This is a genomic window from Flexithrix dorotheae DSM 6795 (assembly GCF_000379765.1).
Lineage (GTDB): Bacteria > Bacteroidota > Bacteroidia > Cytophagales > Flammeovirgaceae > Flexithrix > Flexithrix dorotheae.
Genome location: NZ_KB903454.1, coordinates 495117 through 511976, shown reverse-complemented (window position 1 = coordinate 511976; position 16860 = coordinate 495117). Strand labels below are relative to the sequence as shown.

General features: G+C 36.9%; 14 protein-coding genes. 8 read left to right on the top strand and 6 right to left on the bottom strand.

Translation table 11 applies throughout. The features are described 5' to 3' along the window. Positions 1-5: 5 nt before the first annotated feature. From A3EM_RS0124230 to A3EM_RS0124220, 3 genes are all read left to right on the top strand, one after another. Complete coding sequence (locus tag A3EM_RS0124230) at positions 6-419, top strand: hypothetical protein (protein ID WP_020530849.1); 414 nt, start codon at positions 6-8, stop codon at positions 417-419. A 101-nt stretch (positions 420-520) separates the two neighbouring features. Next, entirely contained in the window at positions 521-1870 is a 1350-nt protein-coding gene (locus A3EM_RS46950; protein WP_211212011.1) for a 4Fe-4S dicluster domain-containing protein, read from the top strand. 34 nt (positions 1871-1904) lie between these two features. After that, positions 1905-2426, top strand: a complete 522-nt coding sequence (locus tag A3EM_RS0124220; protein ID WP_020530847.1) for an NADH-quinone oxidoreductase subunit J family protein — start codon at positions 1905-1907, stop codon at positions 2424-2426. Positions 2427-2556: 130 nt separating this feature from the next. Here the strand turns inward: A3EM_RS0124220 and A3EM_RS43535 are convergent, their stop codons facing one another. The 3 genes from A3EM_RS43535 to A3EM_RS0124205 form a co-directional block, all read right to left on the bottom strand. Then, the gene (locus A3EM_RS43535; protein WP_020530846.1) at positions 2557-4281 is read right to left on the bottom strand and encodes a glycoside hydrolase family 3 protein; all 1725 of its coding nucleotides are present in this window, start codon (positions 4279-4281) and stop codon (positions 2557-2559) included. A gap of 205 nt (positions 4282-4486) precedes the next feature. After that, positions 4487-5560 carry a metallophosphoesterase gene (locus tag A3EM_RS0124210; RefSeq protein ID WP_026210562.1) on the bottom strand — a complete coding sequence of 358 codons (1074 nt, stop codon included), beginning with the start codon at positions 5558-5560 and terminating at the stop codon, positions 4487-4489. 184 nt (positions 5561-5744) lie between these two features. After that, the gene (locus A3EM_RS0124205; protein WP_020530844.1) at positions 5745-6920 is read right to left on the bottom strand and encodes a BtaA family protein; all 1176 of its coding nucleotides are present in this window, start codon (positions 6918-6920) and stop codon (positions 5745-5747) included. A 320-nt stretch (positions 6921-7240) separates the two neighbouring features. On the opposite strand from A3EM_RS0124205, the gene porM reads away from it, so the two are divergent. From porM to A3EM_RS0124180, 5 genes are all read left to right on the top strand, one after another. Continuing rightward, entirely contained in the window at positions 7241-8836 is a 1596-nt protein-coding gene (porM, locus tag A3EM_RS0124200) for a type IX secretion system motor protein PorM/GldM (protein ID WP_020530843.1), read from the top strand. A gap of 179 nt (positions 8837-9015) precedes the next feature. Continuing rightward, positions 9016-9822 (top strand): RNA polymerase sigma factor, encoded by an 807-nt coding sequence (locus A3EM_RS43530; RefSeq protein WP_020530842.1) that lies wholly within the window; start codon positions 9016-9018, stop codon positions 9820-9822. A 211-nt stretch (positions 9823-10033) separates the two neighbouring features. Further along, complete coding sequence (locus tag A3EM_RS0124190) at positions 10034-10297, top strand: hypothetical protein (RefSeq protein ID WP_020530841.1); 264 nt, start codon at positions 10034-10036, stop codon at positions 10295-10297. Between the two features lie 113 nt (positions 10298-10410). Beyond that, a complete protein-coding gene (locus A3EM_RS0124185; RefSeq protein ID WP_020530840.1) occupies positions 10411-11397 on the top strand; it encodes a Gfo/Idh/MocA family protein in 987 nt (328 codons plus the stop codon). Positions 11398-11559: 162 nt separating this feature from the next. Continuing rightward, positions 11560-12132: a hypothetical protein gene (locus A3EM_RS0124180; protein WP_020530839.1), complete on the top strand. Its 573-nt coding sequence runs from the start codon at positions 11560-11562 to the stop codon at positions 12130-12132. A gap of 131 nt (positions 12133-12263) precedes the next feature. On the opposite strand, the gene pckA is transcribed toward A3EM_RS0124180, so the two are convergent. From pckA to A3EM_RS0124165, 3 genes are all read right to left on the bottom strand, one after another. Next, positions 12264-13892, bottom strand: coding sequence for a phosphoenolpyruvate carboxykinase (ATP) (pckA, locus tag A3EM_RS0124175; RefSeq protein WP_020530838.1), 1629 nt, complete (start codon positions 13890-13892; stop codon positions 12264-12266). A 320-nt stretch (positions 13893-14212) separates the two neighbouring features. Then, on the bottom strand, positions 14213-15304 hold the full coding sequence (locus A3EM_RS0124170) for an anhydro-N-acetylmuramic acid kinase (protein ID WP_020530837.1): 1092 nt from the start codon (positions 15302-15304) through the stop codon (positions 14213-14215). A gap of 176 nt (positions 15305-15480) precedes the next feature. After that, positions 15481-16854: an alkaline phosphatase family protein gene (locus A3EM_RS0124165; protein WP_020530836.1), complete on the bottom strand. Its 1374-nt coding sequence runs from the start codon at positions 16852-16854 to the stop codon at positions 15481-15483. Positions 16855-16860: the final 6 nt, after the last annotated feature.

Here is a 16860-nt window from a genome sequence, read left to right as displayed (position 1 = left end):
CTTGAATGAAACTTTTTGATCCCTTAAAATTTGTTGATTATAATATTGACGGAAAAAATGCTATCCTTTATTACCAATGGAAAAAGGAATCGGAGACCATGGCTGAGGATGATTATAAATTAACGATGGCTTTTCTCCTCAACCAGGTAAAGGAGTACGACCTGAAACACGTAATTGCCAATCAGGTTGATAAAAAATTTACTATTGGACTCTCTATTCAGGATTGGGTCGCCAACATCATCAGAGTGGTTTCCGATTTTGGGGTGGTGAAAATAGCTATTATTGAAAGTCAGGAGTTTATCGCCCAACTTTCATTGGAGCAATTGGTGGAAGCAAGTAAAAAAATGCAGCATAAAGCCACGGTTTTATTTTTTAAGACCAAAAAAGAAGCTTACCAATGGGTTTTGGAGGAGGAATAGTGCAATTCATTAAATTATTCAGGTCTTGTTTCCCATAATTGCATATGATGGGTATCTTTACCCATTCATTAAAATTTTTATGGACATATTTTTTGTCCGCCATGATGAAAGGAGCTAACAATTCATATTTTGGTTCTATGGCAGAAGCCATAAAAACCACTCTCACCGGGTTTAAACTTACCTTTAAACACATGAAAGATGCTGTTACCACTAAAAGAAGGGGAACAGAATCAGCCAGCGATCAAAATTATTTTAAAAATCAGGAGGGTATTGTGACGCTTCAATACCCAAAGGAGCAAATCCCTGTGCCCGATAATGGCAGATACAAACTCCATAATGAAATAGATGATTGTATTGTTTGTGATAAATGTGCCAAAATTTGCCCGGTTAATTGTATTGATATTGAGGCCATTAAATCCACAGAAGCAATAGGAGAAACTTCTGATGGTACTGTAAAAAGGCTTTATGCAGCCAAATTTGACATAGACATGGCCAAATGTTGTTTCTGTGGTTTATGTACTACAGTTTGCCCAACAGAATGCCTTACCATGACTAAGGACTACGATTTTAGTGTATTCGATATCAATGAAATGAATTTTGAGTTTGCAGTGCTTACTCAAGCCGAGGCTGATGAAAAGAGAAAAGCATATGATGAAATTCAACGCATAAAAAAGGAAAAGACTTTAACTTCCAAAAAAGCTGCTGAATCTGAAAGCTCCAGTGGGGAGGAACCTAAAACTCCTGGTGCCAAACCGGTTTTCCGACCGAAATTAAAACCCAAACCAGCTGCATCAGCTAAGCCAAAAACTGAAGGGAAATCAGAAGATGCTGATTCTACTGCTAAAAAGCCTGTTTTTCGTCCAAAAATGAAGGCGGTAGTTAAACCCAACCAAGAAGGGGAGACTTCAAAAAACAGTGAAACAGGGGAAACTCCCAAACCTAAATTCAGGCCTAAGATTCGGCCGAAAATCAAATCAAAAGATGCTGCTGAAAATGAAACCTCAGAAAATGCTTCAGAGGAAGTAAAAGCCGAATCTGCTGAAAAACCTAAATTCAGGCCAAAGATTCGACCGAAAATTAAACCAAAAGATGCTGCTGAAAATGAAACCTCAGAAAATGCTTCAGAGGAGGTAAAAGCCGAATCTGCCGGAATACCTAAATTCAGGCCAAAGATTCGACCGAAAATTAAACCAAAAGATACTCCTGAAGATGAAGCCCCAGAAAATACTTCAGAGGAAGTAAAAGCCGAATCTGCCGGAAAACCTAAATTCAGGCCAAAGATTCGACCGAAAATCAAGCCTAAAACTGAGGAAGAAAATCCTGAAGCGGAAAAGTCTGCCAATGAAGAATCTGAAGCTAAGGATATAAAGGAAGAAAAGCCTGCTTTTAAACCTAAAATGAGACCTAAAATTAAACCTGTTATCAAAAAAAAGGATGACGGTGAGCAATAGGATTTTATCGCAAACTCATTTTTAATTTTTCATTATGACCATAGAATTAGGATTTTTTTATGCATTTGCCGGGATAACCCTGATCAGTGCTTTAATGATCATTTTTAGCAAGAATGTACTCTATAGTGCAATCTGCCTGCTGGGAACTTTATTGGGGATGGCTGCTTTGTATGTATTTACCAGAGCTGATTTCCTGGCGGTTACCCAGATAATGGTTTATGTAGGTGGAATTCTGATTTTACTGATTTTTGGAATCATGTTTACCAACAAAAAAGGGGAAGACCGGGTGTATTCGGGAGATAGGAATAAATTCATAGGAATAGCTATTGGAATAGCTTATTTTGTTTTATTGGTGACATCGGTGTTTTCTATCAATTTCCAGCAATTGCCATGGATCAAACAAGCTATGGCCAACGAAAATATTGTCAATAATTCTACCGTAAATCAAATTGGTATTAACTTAATGACAGACAGTGTTTTTCCTTTGGAAATAGCCGGATTTCTTTTGTTGGTAGCCCTAATTGGAGCGGCATTTATTTCAGGGAAAAAAGTGTGAATTGGAAATTAGGTTTTAGAATTCAGAAGTTGGTAATTAAAATGAAGATTTCTTCAGTTTTTTTCCATCAACCACTAAACCCTAACCACTAATCTCCAATCCCTCATAACTAATATTTTCCGCTTAAGCACTAAACTATTCCGGCTCCGTATTGAAAGTGTTCATTCACTGTAACAGGTAATTTTCCCTCAGCGGTGATTTTTCCCAGTATCAGTTTTGATGCACTTTTCTGGGTGAATTCTGATTCCTGATAAGTTAATATCAAGCCTTTCGTTTCCTGTATCTTTTCGAACTTACTGAGTGCATATGCATTGCCAAATACGGAAATAATGCTATTCTCTAATCCTGAAACATAATTTACCAGAGCTTTCATTTGCTCACTTATGCCAAAATCTTCCCTTGGTTTCATGGCAAGTTTATGAATGCCCAGAATCACTTTATCGTAGGAAGATATTTGTGCTTTGAGCTCCTCTAAACTTTTCCCGTTCAGTTCATTATCGAGCAAAAGCTGGTCTGCTTCAAATTTTTTTGAAATCGCTTTTTGAAAAACCAAAGCCTCCTGCTTATCGTCATTTTCTTCTTTACTTTTAAAGTGATGCTGAAGTTGCTTGGCTAATTCTGGTTTATGGAAAACCGGTACAACATCTTTGGCCATGAGAGAAATAACCAAAACCTTTTCCTCAGGTTTTAAAGGAAGTATAGCCCCCTCATTCCTGAGTAAAGTAATGCTTTTTTCTGCTAATTTTTGATTTAGATTTTTAGAAAAATTATTGTTTAATTCTGATTGAATCCTTTCTGTTTCAATAGGTTGAAACTTATCCAGTCCTGCCCATTTTTTTGCGGCCAACAATTTTTGACATCTCCAGTCAATGGCTTCCTGGGTAATCTCACCATTTTCTATGGCTTTTTTTATTTCCGTAATCGCTTTTTCCGGATCAACTGTGAAAAGTAATACATCATTTCCTGCCACCAGAGCCTTTGCATCTACTACTCCGGACGGAAATAAATCTGCCACTCCTTTCATATCCAGCGCATCAGTAAATGTGAGTCCTTCAAATCCCAAATCGCCTTTTAATAAATCGGTGATGATAGGCTTGGAAAGGGTGGAGGGCATATTTGGAGCAGGGTCAATTGCTGGTACATTCAGATGGGCAATCATCATACTGGCGATTCCTACTTCAATGAGTTTGCTAAACGGATAGAGTTCATTGTCTTCAAATCTTTCTTTGCTATGGCTGATCACGGGAAGTCCGAAATGAGAGTCGGTACTGGTATCCCCATGTCCGGGGAAATGTTTGGCACAGGCCAAAACTCCTTCATCCTGAAGGCCTTTCATGTATTCAGCAGCCTTTTCGGCAACCATTTCCCTATTTTCTCCGAAAGACCTAAAACTGATCACAGGATTATCCGGGTTATTATTGATATCGGCTACAGGGGCAAAGTTTACCTGAATTCCTGCCCTTTTACAATGCTTGCCAATTTCTCGTCCCATTTCGTAGATCAGGTGATTTTCTTCCAGAGCACCCAACGCCATTTGGTAAGGGAAAGCCGTAGAATTATTCAAACGCATGGCAAGTCCCCATTCTCCATCAATGGAAATCATTAAAGGCACTTTAGCCTTTTCCTGAAAATGGTTCACCATTTGGGCCTGTTTTTCAGGGGTTCCCTGAAAGAAAATAATGCCACCAATTCCCAGTTTTTCCACCAGCTGTAGAAGATCTTTTTCGTGGTTTTCATCCCTGTTGGAATATCCGGCAACATGGATAAGTTGGGCTATTCTTTCCTCAGGGCTAAGTTTTTGAAGTGTTTTTAATACCCAGGAGTGTTCCAGGTAATCTAAAAAAGCGGGTCTCATATAATTCTTTAGTTATGTGTTGTATCTTTTGGTATTTATTGATTTGGGTATTTGTAGTTGTTTTCCTTTCTGAAATTCAAATTATTACAAATGCTCCTTATTAAAAATCAATAAAAGTTTACTTTGATGGCTCAAAACTAATGATCCAAATTTAAAATCAGGTTGATTTCAAGTTAAAAAAATAAAGGCCTGGGCAGCAGTTTTTTTAAGTCAATAAATTTATTCTGGTAAAAATATAATTCAGTTTTTCTTTATTAATAATCATGCGGTAATAATCGGATTTTTCCAGTTGCTCAGGTTCATATCCATTGTGATTCAGGTATTTTTTTGAAGTGTTTTTATCGAACCAGTGGACCAGGCTAATTTCCCCATTAGCAATTTCCAGACAAGTCATTCCCCTTTTTCCTATCACGCAACCCGAGTTAAAAAGGCATGGAATGTTAATCATGGAATTATAAATTTGTTCTTTTTTCAAATCTTCATCTGTGGTATTTTCATAAATTTTTTCCAACTCCTTTTTGTACAGCTTAATCAGTTTTTTCAATGGTTTACCAGTAATCTTATCCATGGAAGAATATTCTCTGCAGAGCTGTTCTACCCTGGCTCTTATCCTTTCAAATTTACTCAAAGACTCGAACAACGGCCGGTGGGTATGTCCAATTATAGAAACTATTTTGTTCCGGCTGGCAAACTGATAGGCATTTTTTTCAATTTTATATTGCTTACGGCTGTTGTGGGAAACCGTATAATTTTTTATGCCTAGGGGATTAGCCAAATACCTTAAAGAATATCCCACCAGGGCATTATGTTCACTATATTTTTTGGATGCCTGATGCCCGTGAAAAAGGAAAATATTATTTTCCTTATATCTTAATGTAAGGGCATCCAGAATAGGATATGATTGGGCTGGAAAACCCTCTGCGTGAAGCCCTATATCGTGATTACCAATTATTTTGTAGAAATTACCTGCTTTATGAAACTGATCAAAAATATCATAAACATCCTGCCATTTTTTAACTATTTTATCCCAATCGAATCGTTGTAATTCTTCTACATCACCATTCAATATCAGCTTATATTTCTTTTTTAGATAATATTTTTTTAGGGCAGATTTAAAAAGATCGGCACTTTGCTTAAAGTCATCATTTTTCCCTCCATCACCCATATGAAGATCACTGAATACCACAATTCTATCTTTTTTATCAATAGAAACTTTCGGTGAATCTTTAAATAAATTATTGAGTAGGGAATAAACTACTCCTTTTTTTTTCTCTTCCATTTTGAGAAAGTCGGCAAATGGTTTTTGCGAATCTACAAATTTTAGGATCAGGCCTATGGGCCTTAAGGTAAAAATATGGTTAATTAAATGAATGGCCATAAGGTTACTGAACCTAAAATCGGTGGTTGTTAGTAATTTTTAAACTTTAATTTAGAATTACTTAAAAAAAATCGGAGTGATTTTTTTATTTCACTGTACCCAAATAAACACTTCCGTAAGTTCCAACCCTATCCCTTTTATGAAAATCCATCAGGTCTTTAGTGGTTTTAAAAGAAACAGCTTCTTTCACAAAATCGGGTAGGAAGTCAATTTCAAGGGCCGCAGATCTCATTAAAATTTGCGTGCCGGGAGTACTATTTTTCAGAATCAGTTCCCATTCCTCATTTAGCGCCTCAGGATCGTGAGAAGCCAGCCAATCCTGATGATCAAGTAAGATATAATGACTGTAATTTCCCGGATTTTCCTTTAAAAATCCAGAAATCGTATTGTTGTGTAATTTTAATCTGGAAGTTTTCTCTCTCAACTCCTGGAAATTCTCAAAGTTTAAGTATTCAGGGCAGCAGGATTTACTGTAACTTCCAGTAATGTAGGCATGCCAGAAGTAATTTTCATAAATAGGCAATTTGGTGAAAACATGTCGTAAACTAGACGAAATATAAGAAGGAACACCTCCCGGGAACTGATCCAGAATCAGTTGTTTTTGGGGTCTGGGAACACCCAACATGGACATGGTAAGTTGCCTCCCCAAAACCCATTTGATGAAATTATTGAAAAGTTTTGGCTCTATCTGATTATAAACTTTTTCCTGTTCATCGATTGATTTGGCATGAACAAGGTCATAAGTTAATTTCCTTAATGATTTATTACTGTCAAAAAAATTATTCATCCACCAGGCAAAACTTCCTGAAGTTCCATTGAAGTAAAAAGATTTTCTAATTCTGGAATCATAGAAGTACTTAAGTTTTTTATCCCAAAACTGTTGGGCATATTCAGGGATTAAACTTCTCAGGTTATCTTCATATAGTTTTTTGCTCTCTTTAAAATGACCCTTACCAAACATGGCAAAAAGATAATCGAATCTTCCATGTTCGAAAAGCGCAATTTTTAAAGCTAAAAGTGCATTCTGCTTTGGGTTAACATCAATGGTATCAATAGATTTGGGATTATCCAAAAGGTAATCGAGCACATTGCAACCGGCACTCGTAATCATTACAATCTTACTTTCTTGGTTGAAATTTAACAATTCCCTGTCTACTCTGGGGTCTTCCCAGCAAGCGTTATACACCAGATTCTTTGAATGAATTTCTTTGAATATATTATCCTTTAATCCATTGATTGTTTTTTGTAACTGAATACCCATATGCTTTTTGTTGAGTTGTGAAAATCGAGTGCCGACTCACCTGATTTAAGCCTTATTTTTCAGGCAGCCCGCAAAATTTCCCGGCAATTTAGAAAAAGCTGTCAAACAGTGTTTCACGGAATTTAAAATTTAAAACACTGTTGATTCCCCCTTAAACTTAGGTTTTGGGATATGTGCTGAATGTTAATAAATAGGTAATAATAAGTGAACGAAGCCGGTTTTTAAATTTTTTATAAAAAAGTTAGGGAAAGGGTGTACCTTTTTTTTGTACCTGTATTATGAGGAGCATAACATAGAAACAAACTCAAAAAAATATAATTATGGCAGGTTCAAATAAAGAAACAACCCGGCAAAAAATGATCGGTTTAATGTATATCGTTTTGGTGGCTATGCTTGCTCTTCAGGTTTCCAATACGGTTTTGGACAAATTTCTTCTTATTGATGAAAGTTTACAGCACTCGGTATCCTCCATCAGAAAAGAAAATTTAAGGGTATTTGAGGGAATTAAACGCTCGGTAAAAGACAGGGGAAACAAGCCGGAAGATTTGGATGTGGTAAAAAAGGCAAAAGATGTGATGTCTGAAACTGATGTGGTGATAAATGAAATTGAGAATTTAAGAAATGAAATTGTTGAAATCACGGGAGGATTGGATGAAAATGATCATTATAAAGGAATTGAGGAAGATGAAAAAGTAATGCAAATTACTTTGGGAAAAGGGGATTCGAAGGATGGAAAAGCTTATGAGTTGAAAAGATTACTGAATGCATATGCCGAAAAAATCTCTAAATTCGATTCATCGCTTAACATTCCAAATATAGCCCTAGATGCCATTGAAATCGATCGTTTTAAAAATGATAAAGATCAGAAAAACAAAGATTTTGCAGAGTTGAATTTCGAAGAGACTCCTATGATTGCTGCAATGGCAGTTTTAAGTCAGTTTGAAAATGAAGTAGTAAGAATTGAGGCCAAAGCCCTGGATGTACTTGCAGACAAAGTTGGCTTGGAGGAAGTCCCTTTCGATCAGGTAGAAGCTTTTGTCAGTCCGGTATCCAAAGTGGTCACTGCAGGTACTCCCTATAAAGCTACGGTAATGTTGGTGGCTTCATCCTCGGTGGCAAAACCCAAAATAACTACTTCTGAGGGAACCGTGGACATAGGGCTGGATGGTAAAGGAAGTGTGGAGTTTGTAGCCAATAGCAGTAATTTTGGACAGGATGGTAAAATAACCAAAACCTGGAGTGGAGCAATTGAAATTAATACCCCGGCCGGACCAAAAACCTACGAATTTACAGAAGAATTTGTAGTGCAGAAACCCAACCTTCAGTTTGAATCGGCTGCTATTCAGGCTTTGTATTACAATTGTGGAAATGAACTGAATGTAAGAGTTCCTGAATTAGGTATTCATTATAATCCAGAATTTAAAATTACCGGAGCGGAATATGAAAAAGGTAATCAACCCGGAAAGGTAACTGTAATTCCCAAGTCCAAAAGTGTGGAGGTTATGGTGAAAAATAATGGTGTGGAGATTGGAAAGCAACAATTTAGGGTAAAGCCAATTCCTTTGCCTACTTTGAAAATTTTCAATGGAAACCGGCCTATCGATCCGGTAAAGGGAGGGGCTCTTCCAAGAAGAATTAAAGCAGTTGCAATCCCTGATGCAGATTTTAAGGAATTTAACCCAAGAGATGCCAGATATAAAGTGACGGATTGGGAACTGATGATTGTCAGAAATAACAGGAATGTATTTTCAGACCGCTTTAGTAATGATGAAGTGAACCTAAGGAAGTTTCATGAAAAAGCCAAAACCGGTGACCAACTGGTGATGCAGATTCATAAAGTGGAAAGATTGAATTATAAAAGTGACAGAGAAGAGGTGAAAATGGGGCTGCAGGTATTTTATTATCCTATTAACTAATGGGTGTCCTAGGTGTTAAATAAGCTAAATTCATGGATAATAAGCTTGTTAACCTATTGATACGCTTTGCTAATTTCGTTAGGACAAACCCTTTGCCAGTTACACTTGAAATGGTTTAGAAAATTATCTTCATTACTAGCAATTAAACTAAAAAAATCTAAACCTTAAATTAAAAAGATATGGCCGGTACTACCATTTTAAGCCTCAACCATCAGGCTATGGAAAATCAATTGGAAAATAGAAGAATAATTTCATTCTATTTCCTTTATTTGAAATGGGAATTATTCTTTCCCCCTCGTTTAGAAAATTTGTTAACCTGGATTGTTCTGGTGTATCGGCCATTATTTTTAGAAATTACACTCCTGATCAACAAGATCAGCTTTTTGAGGTTATTTCAAATACTTTGGGCTACCTCTTCTCAATTCCATAAAACGGAAGATGAGATTAGGGCTGAATATCAATTGGTTGCCAATGCTCAGCAAAATCCTAAATTTTTCGCTCCAATTTACGAAAGATATTACGATAGCATTTTCATTTTTGTAGATCGAAGGATTGATGAAGAAGATGTGACCGCAGAAATTACCTCTCTGGTTTTTTATAAGTGCCTCAAGAATATAAAAAAATTTCAATTTACAGGTGTCCCGTTTTCAGCCTGGTTGTTCCGAATTGCCATCAACGAAATCAATCTGTTTTTCAGAAGCCAAAAAAATCATCCCAGAGCGGTTAGTCTTAAGCAAAACCATGTAGAAGATTTATTCTTTGAAATAAACCCCGGACACGTAGAAGTGGATAAAAGCCAGTTGGTGGTCAAACTATTGGAAACCTTAGATCCGGAAGAATTACAATTTTTGGAATTGAGGTTTTTTGAAGGAAGATCATTTAAGGAAATGGGGTTTTTGCTTGAACTTACAGAAGTAAATGCCAAAATAAAAACTTATCGCATTCTGAAAAAACTAAAGAAAGTTGCAGAAAGCCAACTGCAGTGAAACCTTGGACAAAGTAAAAACCCGGGATTATTCTACAAAATAATTGTTGGGTTAACTGGTTTCTATTTTAACCTTCCCAAAGGAAAAATCTAATTTTATTGTAAATTTGATAAGGTGAGTAGTAGAAGGTAATAATCACCAATAAATTTATTACAACTGATTGATTTTGAGGTGAAATTGCGCAATATTAAAAAGTACTGGTACTGAAGAAATGGTAAAAATAAAAGTCAATATAGATAAGCCAGATCCTCCAAAAAGGGTAATTCATAAGCATAAAAACTTTAATAATTTTATGGATTCCTACCATAAGTTTCATACACAGGATGGCATTCGGGAGATGTGGTACAGAGATAAGAAAACCCTGGCTTATATTGCCATCGCAGTGGTTTTTATTTTATTGATGTTATTTTCCAAAGATGAAAATCCGGAAAATAATCAGGATAATACCACCCCTAAAACAGAACAGGAAAAATAATTCCTGAAAATTATTAAGATAACGGGATTAAATTTTTAATATAGCAGGCATAGTCCGAATGGGTTATGCCTTTGTATTTTAAGTAGGAATTCATTTAAAACTAAAACCTTAAGATGTCAGAAAAGAAAATAAACTGGGGAATAATTGGATGTGGGGATGTTTGTGAAGTGAAAAGCGGGCCTGCTTTTAATAAAGTTCCGGATTCAAAACTGGTGGCTGTAATGCGAAGGAATGCGGAAAAAGCTGCAGATTATGCAAAAAGGCATGGAGTGCCTAAAAGTTATAGTGATGCGGATAAATTGATTAATGACAGTGAAGTAAATGCTATTTATATTGCCACTCCTCCGGGAAGTCATAAAGAATATACCCTAAAGGCAGCAAAAGCTGGAAAGCCTATTTATGTGGAAAAGCCAATGGCAGTGAATCATCAGGAATGTGAAGATATGGTTGCCGCATGTGAAGCGGCTGGTGTTCCCCTTTTTGTAGCCTACTACCGAAGATGTTTACCCTATTTTTCAAAGGTGAAAAGTATTCTGGATAGCGGTGAAATAGGCAAAGTCAGAATGGTAAATATTAAACTATATCAGGCTCCAAAACCTGCTGATCTGGAAAATGATTCGGAAAATTGGCGAGTCGATCCTGCTTTGGCTGGCGGTGGTTATTTTTATGATTTGGCATCTCATCAATTCGATTTTTTAGACTATTTCTTTGGTCCAATTGCTTCTGTGGCTGGTCAACAGGCAAATTTCGGTGGGTATTATAAGGTAGAAGATACAGTTACTGCTCAGTTTCAATTTGAAAATGGAATAATTGGGACTGGGAACTGGTGTTTTGTGACCAGTCCGGAGGAGGAAATCGATGTGGTGGAAATCATTGGGGAAAAAGGAGGTATTCACTTTTCTTCTTTCAATCTGGATATTCCGGTGACATTACTAAAAAATGGAAAAAAGGAAACTTATGATCATCCAAAGCCAGCCCATGTCCATCAGCCATTAATTGAAAAAGTAGTGGAAGAGTTAACAGGAAAAGGAAAATCTCCAAGTACAGGAGTTTCTGGAGCGCGTACAAACTGGGTTTTGGAAAAAATTGTAAGTTATTAGAACGAGTTGAATTTTAACCTTATTGGGGATTTATTCCACAGTTTGTTGAAGTTTTAAGAATGTTTTTGAAATCGCTAATTTTGTAAGTGGTTCATATTGAATGTTTTAATTATTTGGTATATAAATTTCATTAGTAGGAGCACAAACCAAAATTTACTACTAATGAAATTCTTAAAACCCTATCTTGTTTTTTGCATCATTATTTTTACGGTGCTTTCTTTTAATGCACCTGTAATTTATGGGGCTCAAAATCAGGATATTTTTATAGAGGGAGATTCTTCTAAAAATACTGTAAACTACATTGCCGAAAACCAGGATTATAAAGAAAACAAAAAATACCTGGTGATGTCGGATGAGGATATAGAGAAGAAAACTAATGAGTTAGCAGGAATTATTCCCGAAGTCACTCAAACAAATGGGGATACTTTTACACCAGCTTATTTCACCTGGGGAACAGTGGAAGAATTAAAATCTGATCAGATTTTGAATGAAAAAGGGGAGGTGTCCATAGAGGAAGACCCTAATCAGGTGGAAAGAGAGGTACAGGAGAAATTTATGATGGTAGATATGGAAGAGTTGAGCACTTTGCCTATTCTTGGAGAAAACCCTGAGCTCATTTCAGAGCATCCTTCAGGGACTTTTAAACTTGAAACCAAAGGAGCTCCAAAGCTCGTCATTTTGGATAAAGACAGGTTCTGGTCAGCATCTCCTTTTCTGGTGATTAAAATTGATTAGAAACAAAACCAAATAATAAAAAAAAGGGCTGCCAGGAGCAGCCCTCTTTATTCGGTACTTAAACTTCGGTTAAATAATTTGGCATGTGTTTAATGTGTTGCTTATAGCTTAGGTTAAAAGAAATTGCTGGTTCAAACTTCAAGTGTTTCTTTAATGGACTTCCCAACGAGGGGAGCACCATTTAAGATTTCTTCATTGGCATAACTGGCAAATTTTTCAAAGTTTTTGTGAAATGCTTTTGCCAGTTGAGTAGCTTTCTCATCATAGCGTTTTCCATCTTTCCAAAGTCCTCTTGGTGAAAGCACCTCTTTCGGAACTTCCGGGCATTCCTGTGGAATTGATAGTCCAAACAATTTGTCATTTTCATATTTCACATAATTTAATTTTCCTTCCAAAGCGGCCTGAATCATAGCTCTGGTATATTTTAGGGATATTCTTTTCCCTTCCCCATATGCTCCTCCTATCCATCCGGTGTTCACCAACCACACATTCACTTTATTTTCATCCATTTTTTTTCCTAGCATTTCTGCATATACTGTTGGGTGAAGTGGCATGAACGGTGCACCAAAACATGCGGAAAAAACCGTTTGAGGTTCTGTAACTCCTTCTTCCGTTCCTGCTACTTTTGCGGTATATCCCGAAATAAAATGGAACATTGCCTGGCCTTTGGTTAATTTGGAAATTGGAGGCAAAACACCATATGCATCACAGGTAAGGAAAAATATATTTTTGGGTTTTCCGGCAATTGAAGGCTCCATGGCATTATCTATATGATAAATAGGGTAGGAGACTCTGGTATTTTGGGTAACAGAAGTATTGGTGAAATCCACTTTTCTGGTTCCCGGATAGGTTCTCGTATTTTCCAGTAAGGCCCCATATTTTATAGCTTTCCAAATCTGAGGTTCTTTTTCCTCTGACAGATCGATCACTTTGGCATAACAACCTCCTTCGAAATTAAAAATACCGTTGTCTGTCCATCCGTGTTCATCATCCCCAATCAGTTTTCTGTTAGGATCGGCCGAAAGTGTGGTTTTCCCAGTTCCTGAAAGACCAAAGAAAATAGCAGGATCTTTTTTATCACTTGTATTGGCACTGCAATGCATAGATAATACATTCCTTTTGTGAGGAAGAAGGAAGTTTAAAACACTGAAAATACCTTTTTTAATTTCACCAGTATATGCAGAACCTCCAATCAAAATGATTTTTTTGGATAAGTTGATAATAGAAAAGTTTTCATTTTTTGTACCATCCACCTGAGGATTGGCTTTAAAATCCGGTGCGGCAATTACAGTAAATTCTGGTAAAAAATTGATTAATTCCAGTTCTGTGAGCCGGATAAACATGTTGTAACAAAAAAGATTTTGCCATGGAAGTGTATTAATAATTCTGACATTTAGTGCATATTCCGGTTCTGCTCCAGCCATTACATCCCGAACATACAATTCCTTACCACTTAAGTGTTGAACCATTTTATTGTAAAGGTTGTCGAACTGTAAAATTGAAAAAGGCTGGTTAATATCACCCCACCAGACGCTATCCATGGTAAGCTCATCTTTTACGATATACCTGTCTTTTGGAGCCCTTCCTGTAAATTTTCCGGTATCACACATTAAGGCTCCGGTTTCAGTAATTTTCCCCATTTTTTGTTTAAGGGTTTTTTCGATCAAAAGCGTAGGTTCCAGATTATAGAAAACACTTGGGTATTCTATGCCTATTTGATGTAGTTGATTTGCAATCTTTGTTACATTGGTCTTTTTCATGGGGATCGGTTAATTTACTTAAAAGTGTGTTTTTTATTTTAGGTTGATTCAAATATAGAGGAATTAATTTATTTAGCGAAATTTCGCTAAATAAATTATTACGCTAATTAAGTATTATTCACAAAGGTATGCCATAGGAGTAAATGAGAGCATATGAACCACTTGGAACTCATCCGGAAACGTTTTAAATTTTATAGAGGACAGGTTATGTTTTGGTGGTCCAAATCTTGGTTTTTGATAAATATTAAGAGCCCTACAACAAAAAACCTCTGGTAATTACCAGAGGTTTTGCCTCAAAAAAGAAGTATTTGGATAGGAATTTAAACTTTCAGAATCACCCCTGAAGAGGAATCTTTAGAAGCCCCGGTCACCGAACTCAAACAGTTAATTTCATTTCTCCACCGCAAAGTAGCCAGGAATCCGAAAATCATGGCTTCTTTAAATTCTATAATTTCCCTGGAAGGAATTTCAATTTTCACCTCAGGTAGTAATTTCCCTAAAGTTCTAATCAGGAAGGCGTGATAGGCTCCACCTCCGGTGATCAATAGTTTTTCCTGACTCCCTTTATCTTTTTGTTCCTGGTTTATCTTTACTGAATTGGCAATTTGGGAGGCAATATGATGGGTAAATGTATGGGCGATGTCCCAGTGAGCATAATCCTTGTATTTTTCAATTAAGGGAATTACTGTTTCCAAAACCCATTCTTTTCCCAACGATTTCGGTTCATTATTTTTATAAAAGTCAAGGTTTTCAAGTGCTTCAAAAAGGGTTGAAATGAATTTCCCATTCTCCGCATTTTTCCCGCCATCATCATAGCTTAAGTTTTCTTTTTGGGAAAGGTAATTCAATACCATATTGCAGGGACAAATATCAAAAGCTATTCTGTTTCCTTTAGATTCCGTAGAAATATTGGCAATTCCTCCGAGGTTCAGACAAAACTGATAATCGGAAAACAATAATTGATCGCCAATAGGCACGAGAGGTGCGCCCTGTCCACCCAGGGCAAGGTCCAGAATACGGAAATCATAAACCACAGGAATTTGTGTTTGGGCAGCAATTTGAGCTCCTGAGCCGATTTGTGTGGTCAGTTGAATTTCAGGTTGATGGTAAATGGTATGTCCGTGCGAGCCAATAAAGTCCACAGAAAGCTGATGCTTTTGAACGAAACTGGCAATTGTTTTTCCCAAATGTCTTCCCAGGTCTACATCAAATTTTGCATATTCCAATGCCGATTTGTTTTCTATAGAAGCTAATTGCGCCATCCAATCTTGGGAATAGGGGAAAGTCTCGGCTTTTAAGATTTGATAATTCCATTTTCCATTCGCCAACTTGAATTCACAATAAGCAAGGTCAATCCCGTCAAGCGATGTACCAGACATTACTCCGATAACTTTATAGCTGTTTTGTGTCATTTTGGTTGTTGGTTTTTTTGGTCTTTAATATGTGTTTTTTGATCTATTTATGAATCCTGATTCAAACGTGTAGGAAATGAAGTGGACGCATGGAAAAAGAAATAAGTCAGACCCTTTCGCCATTGTTGATTATTCTAACCCCTAATCCCCAAATACCAATTCCTGGCCACTAACTCCTAACCCCAAATATGCTTCCAGATGATATCATAAACCTCAACGGCTTTTACAGCAGGGTGGGGAAGTAGTTCCTTTTCCTTACTCATCAACACTGCCTGATGCTCGGGTTCTGTTGTTAACCTGCCATGGGAACCTTTTACCAAAGTAGCATCCAGGGGAATTACATCCATTAAATATCTGAATCCCAATTTCTTTTTGATGAGTTTTCCCCCGACTTTCAACAATGGCATTTTGATTTTCGGATCAAGAAACATTTCTACCGGATCGTAGCCCGGTTTCCGGTGAATGTCCACTGTCCTGGCAAAATCGGGTGCTTTATTGTCATCCAGCCAATAGTAATAAGTAAACCAGGAGTTTTTATCTGCTACAGCCACTAGTTCGCCAGCCCTGTCATGGTTGATATGATGTTGCTTTTTACCTTCTTCATCCAATACCATTTCAATTCCATCAACCTTTTCCAATAAGGCTTTTACCTTGGGAATATCTTCCTCATTTTTCACATAAACATGAGACAATTGATGATCCGATGCAGCAAAAGCTTTACTGGCTCCGGCATCTAGAAGTTCCAACCCCAATTCTTCTTTAACCGTGATATAGCCATTTTTTCTTAAAACCCGGTTAATATCAATTGGATGATTAACATCAGTTATACCATATTCTGAAAGTAAAATAACTTTAGCATTTTTCCCTTCATAGTAATTGATTAGCATTTCCAAAACACCATCAATTTCCTTTAAATCTTTGTGGATTATGGAGAAGTCATTGCCATACCGCTGGATATTATAGTCCAGATGGGGAAGGTAAATTAAAGTTAAAGTAGGATCATGCCATTGGTCTACTTTTAAGGAAGCATCTGCAATCCACTTACTCGAATTAATCGTAGTTTTTGGGCCCCAAAATTCAAAAAGAGGAAATTGCCCCAATTCTTTTTGCAGCGTATCTCTCAGATCCATCGGATGACTGTATACATCGGGTAATTTTCTACCATCTGCCGGGTACATTGGCCGGGGAGTAACTGAAAAATCAGCCGATGAATACATATTATACCACCAAAACATATTAGCACAGGTGAATTCCGGATTTTCAGCTTTGGCTGCCTCCCAAATTTTTTTGGCCTGCACCAGGTGATTGGATTGTCTCCAGAATTTGACTTCACATTCATCCCGGAAATACCAGCCATTTCCAACAATGCCATGTTCTGAAGGCCAGTTTCCGGTAAGGTAAGTATATTGGGCAGTACAGGTAACTGCGGGTAAAACCGGTTCAATATTGATCTGTTTCCCCTTTTCTAACCATTTGGAAAGAAACGGAGTATGTTCTCCTATTAATCTGGAAGTTAATCCAACAACATCTATGACAACCGTTTTTTGCATGAAGTG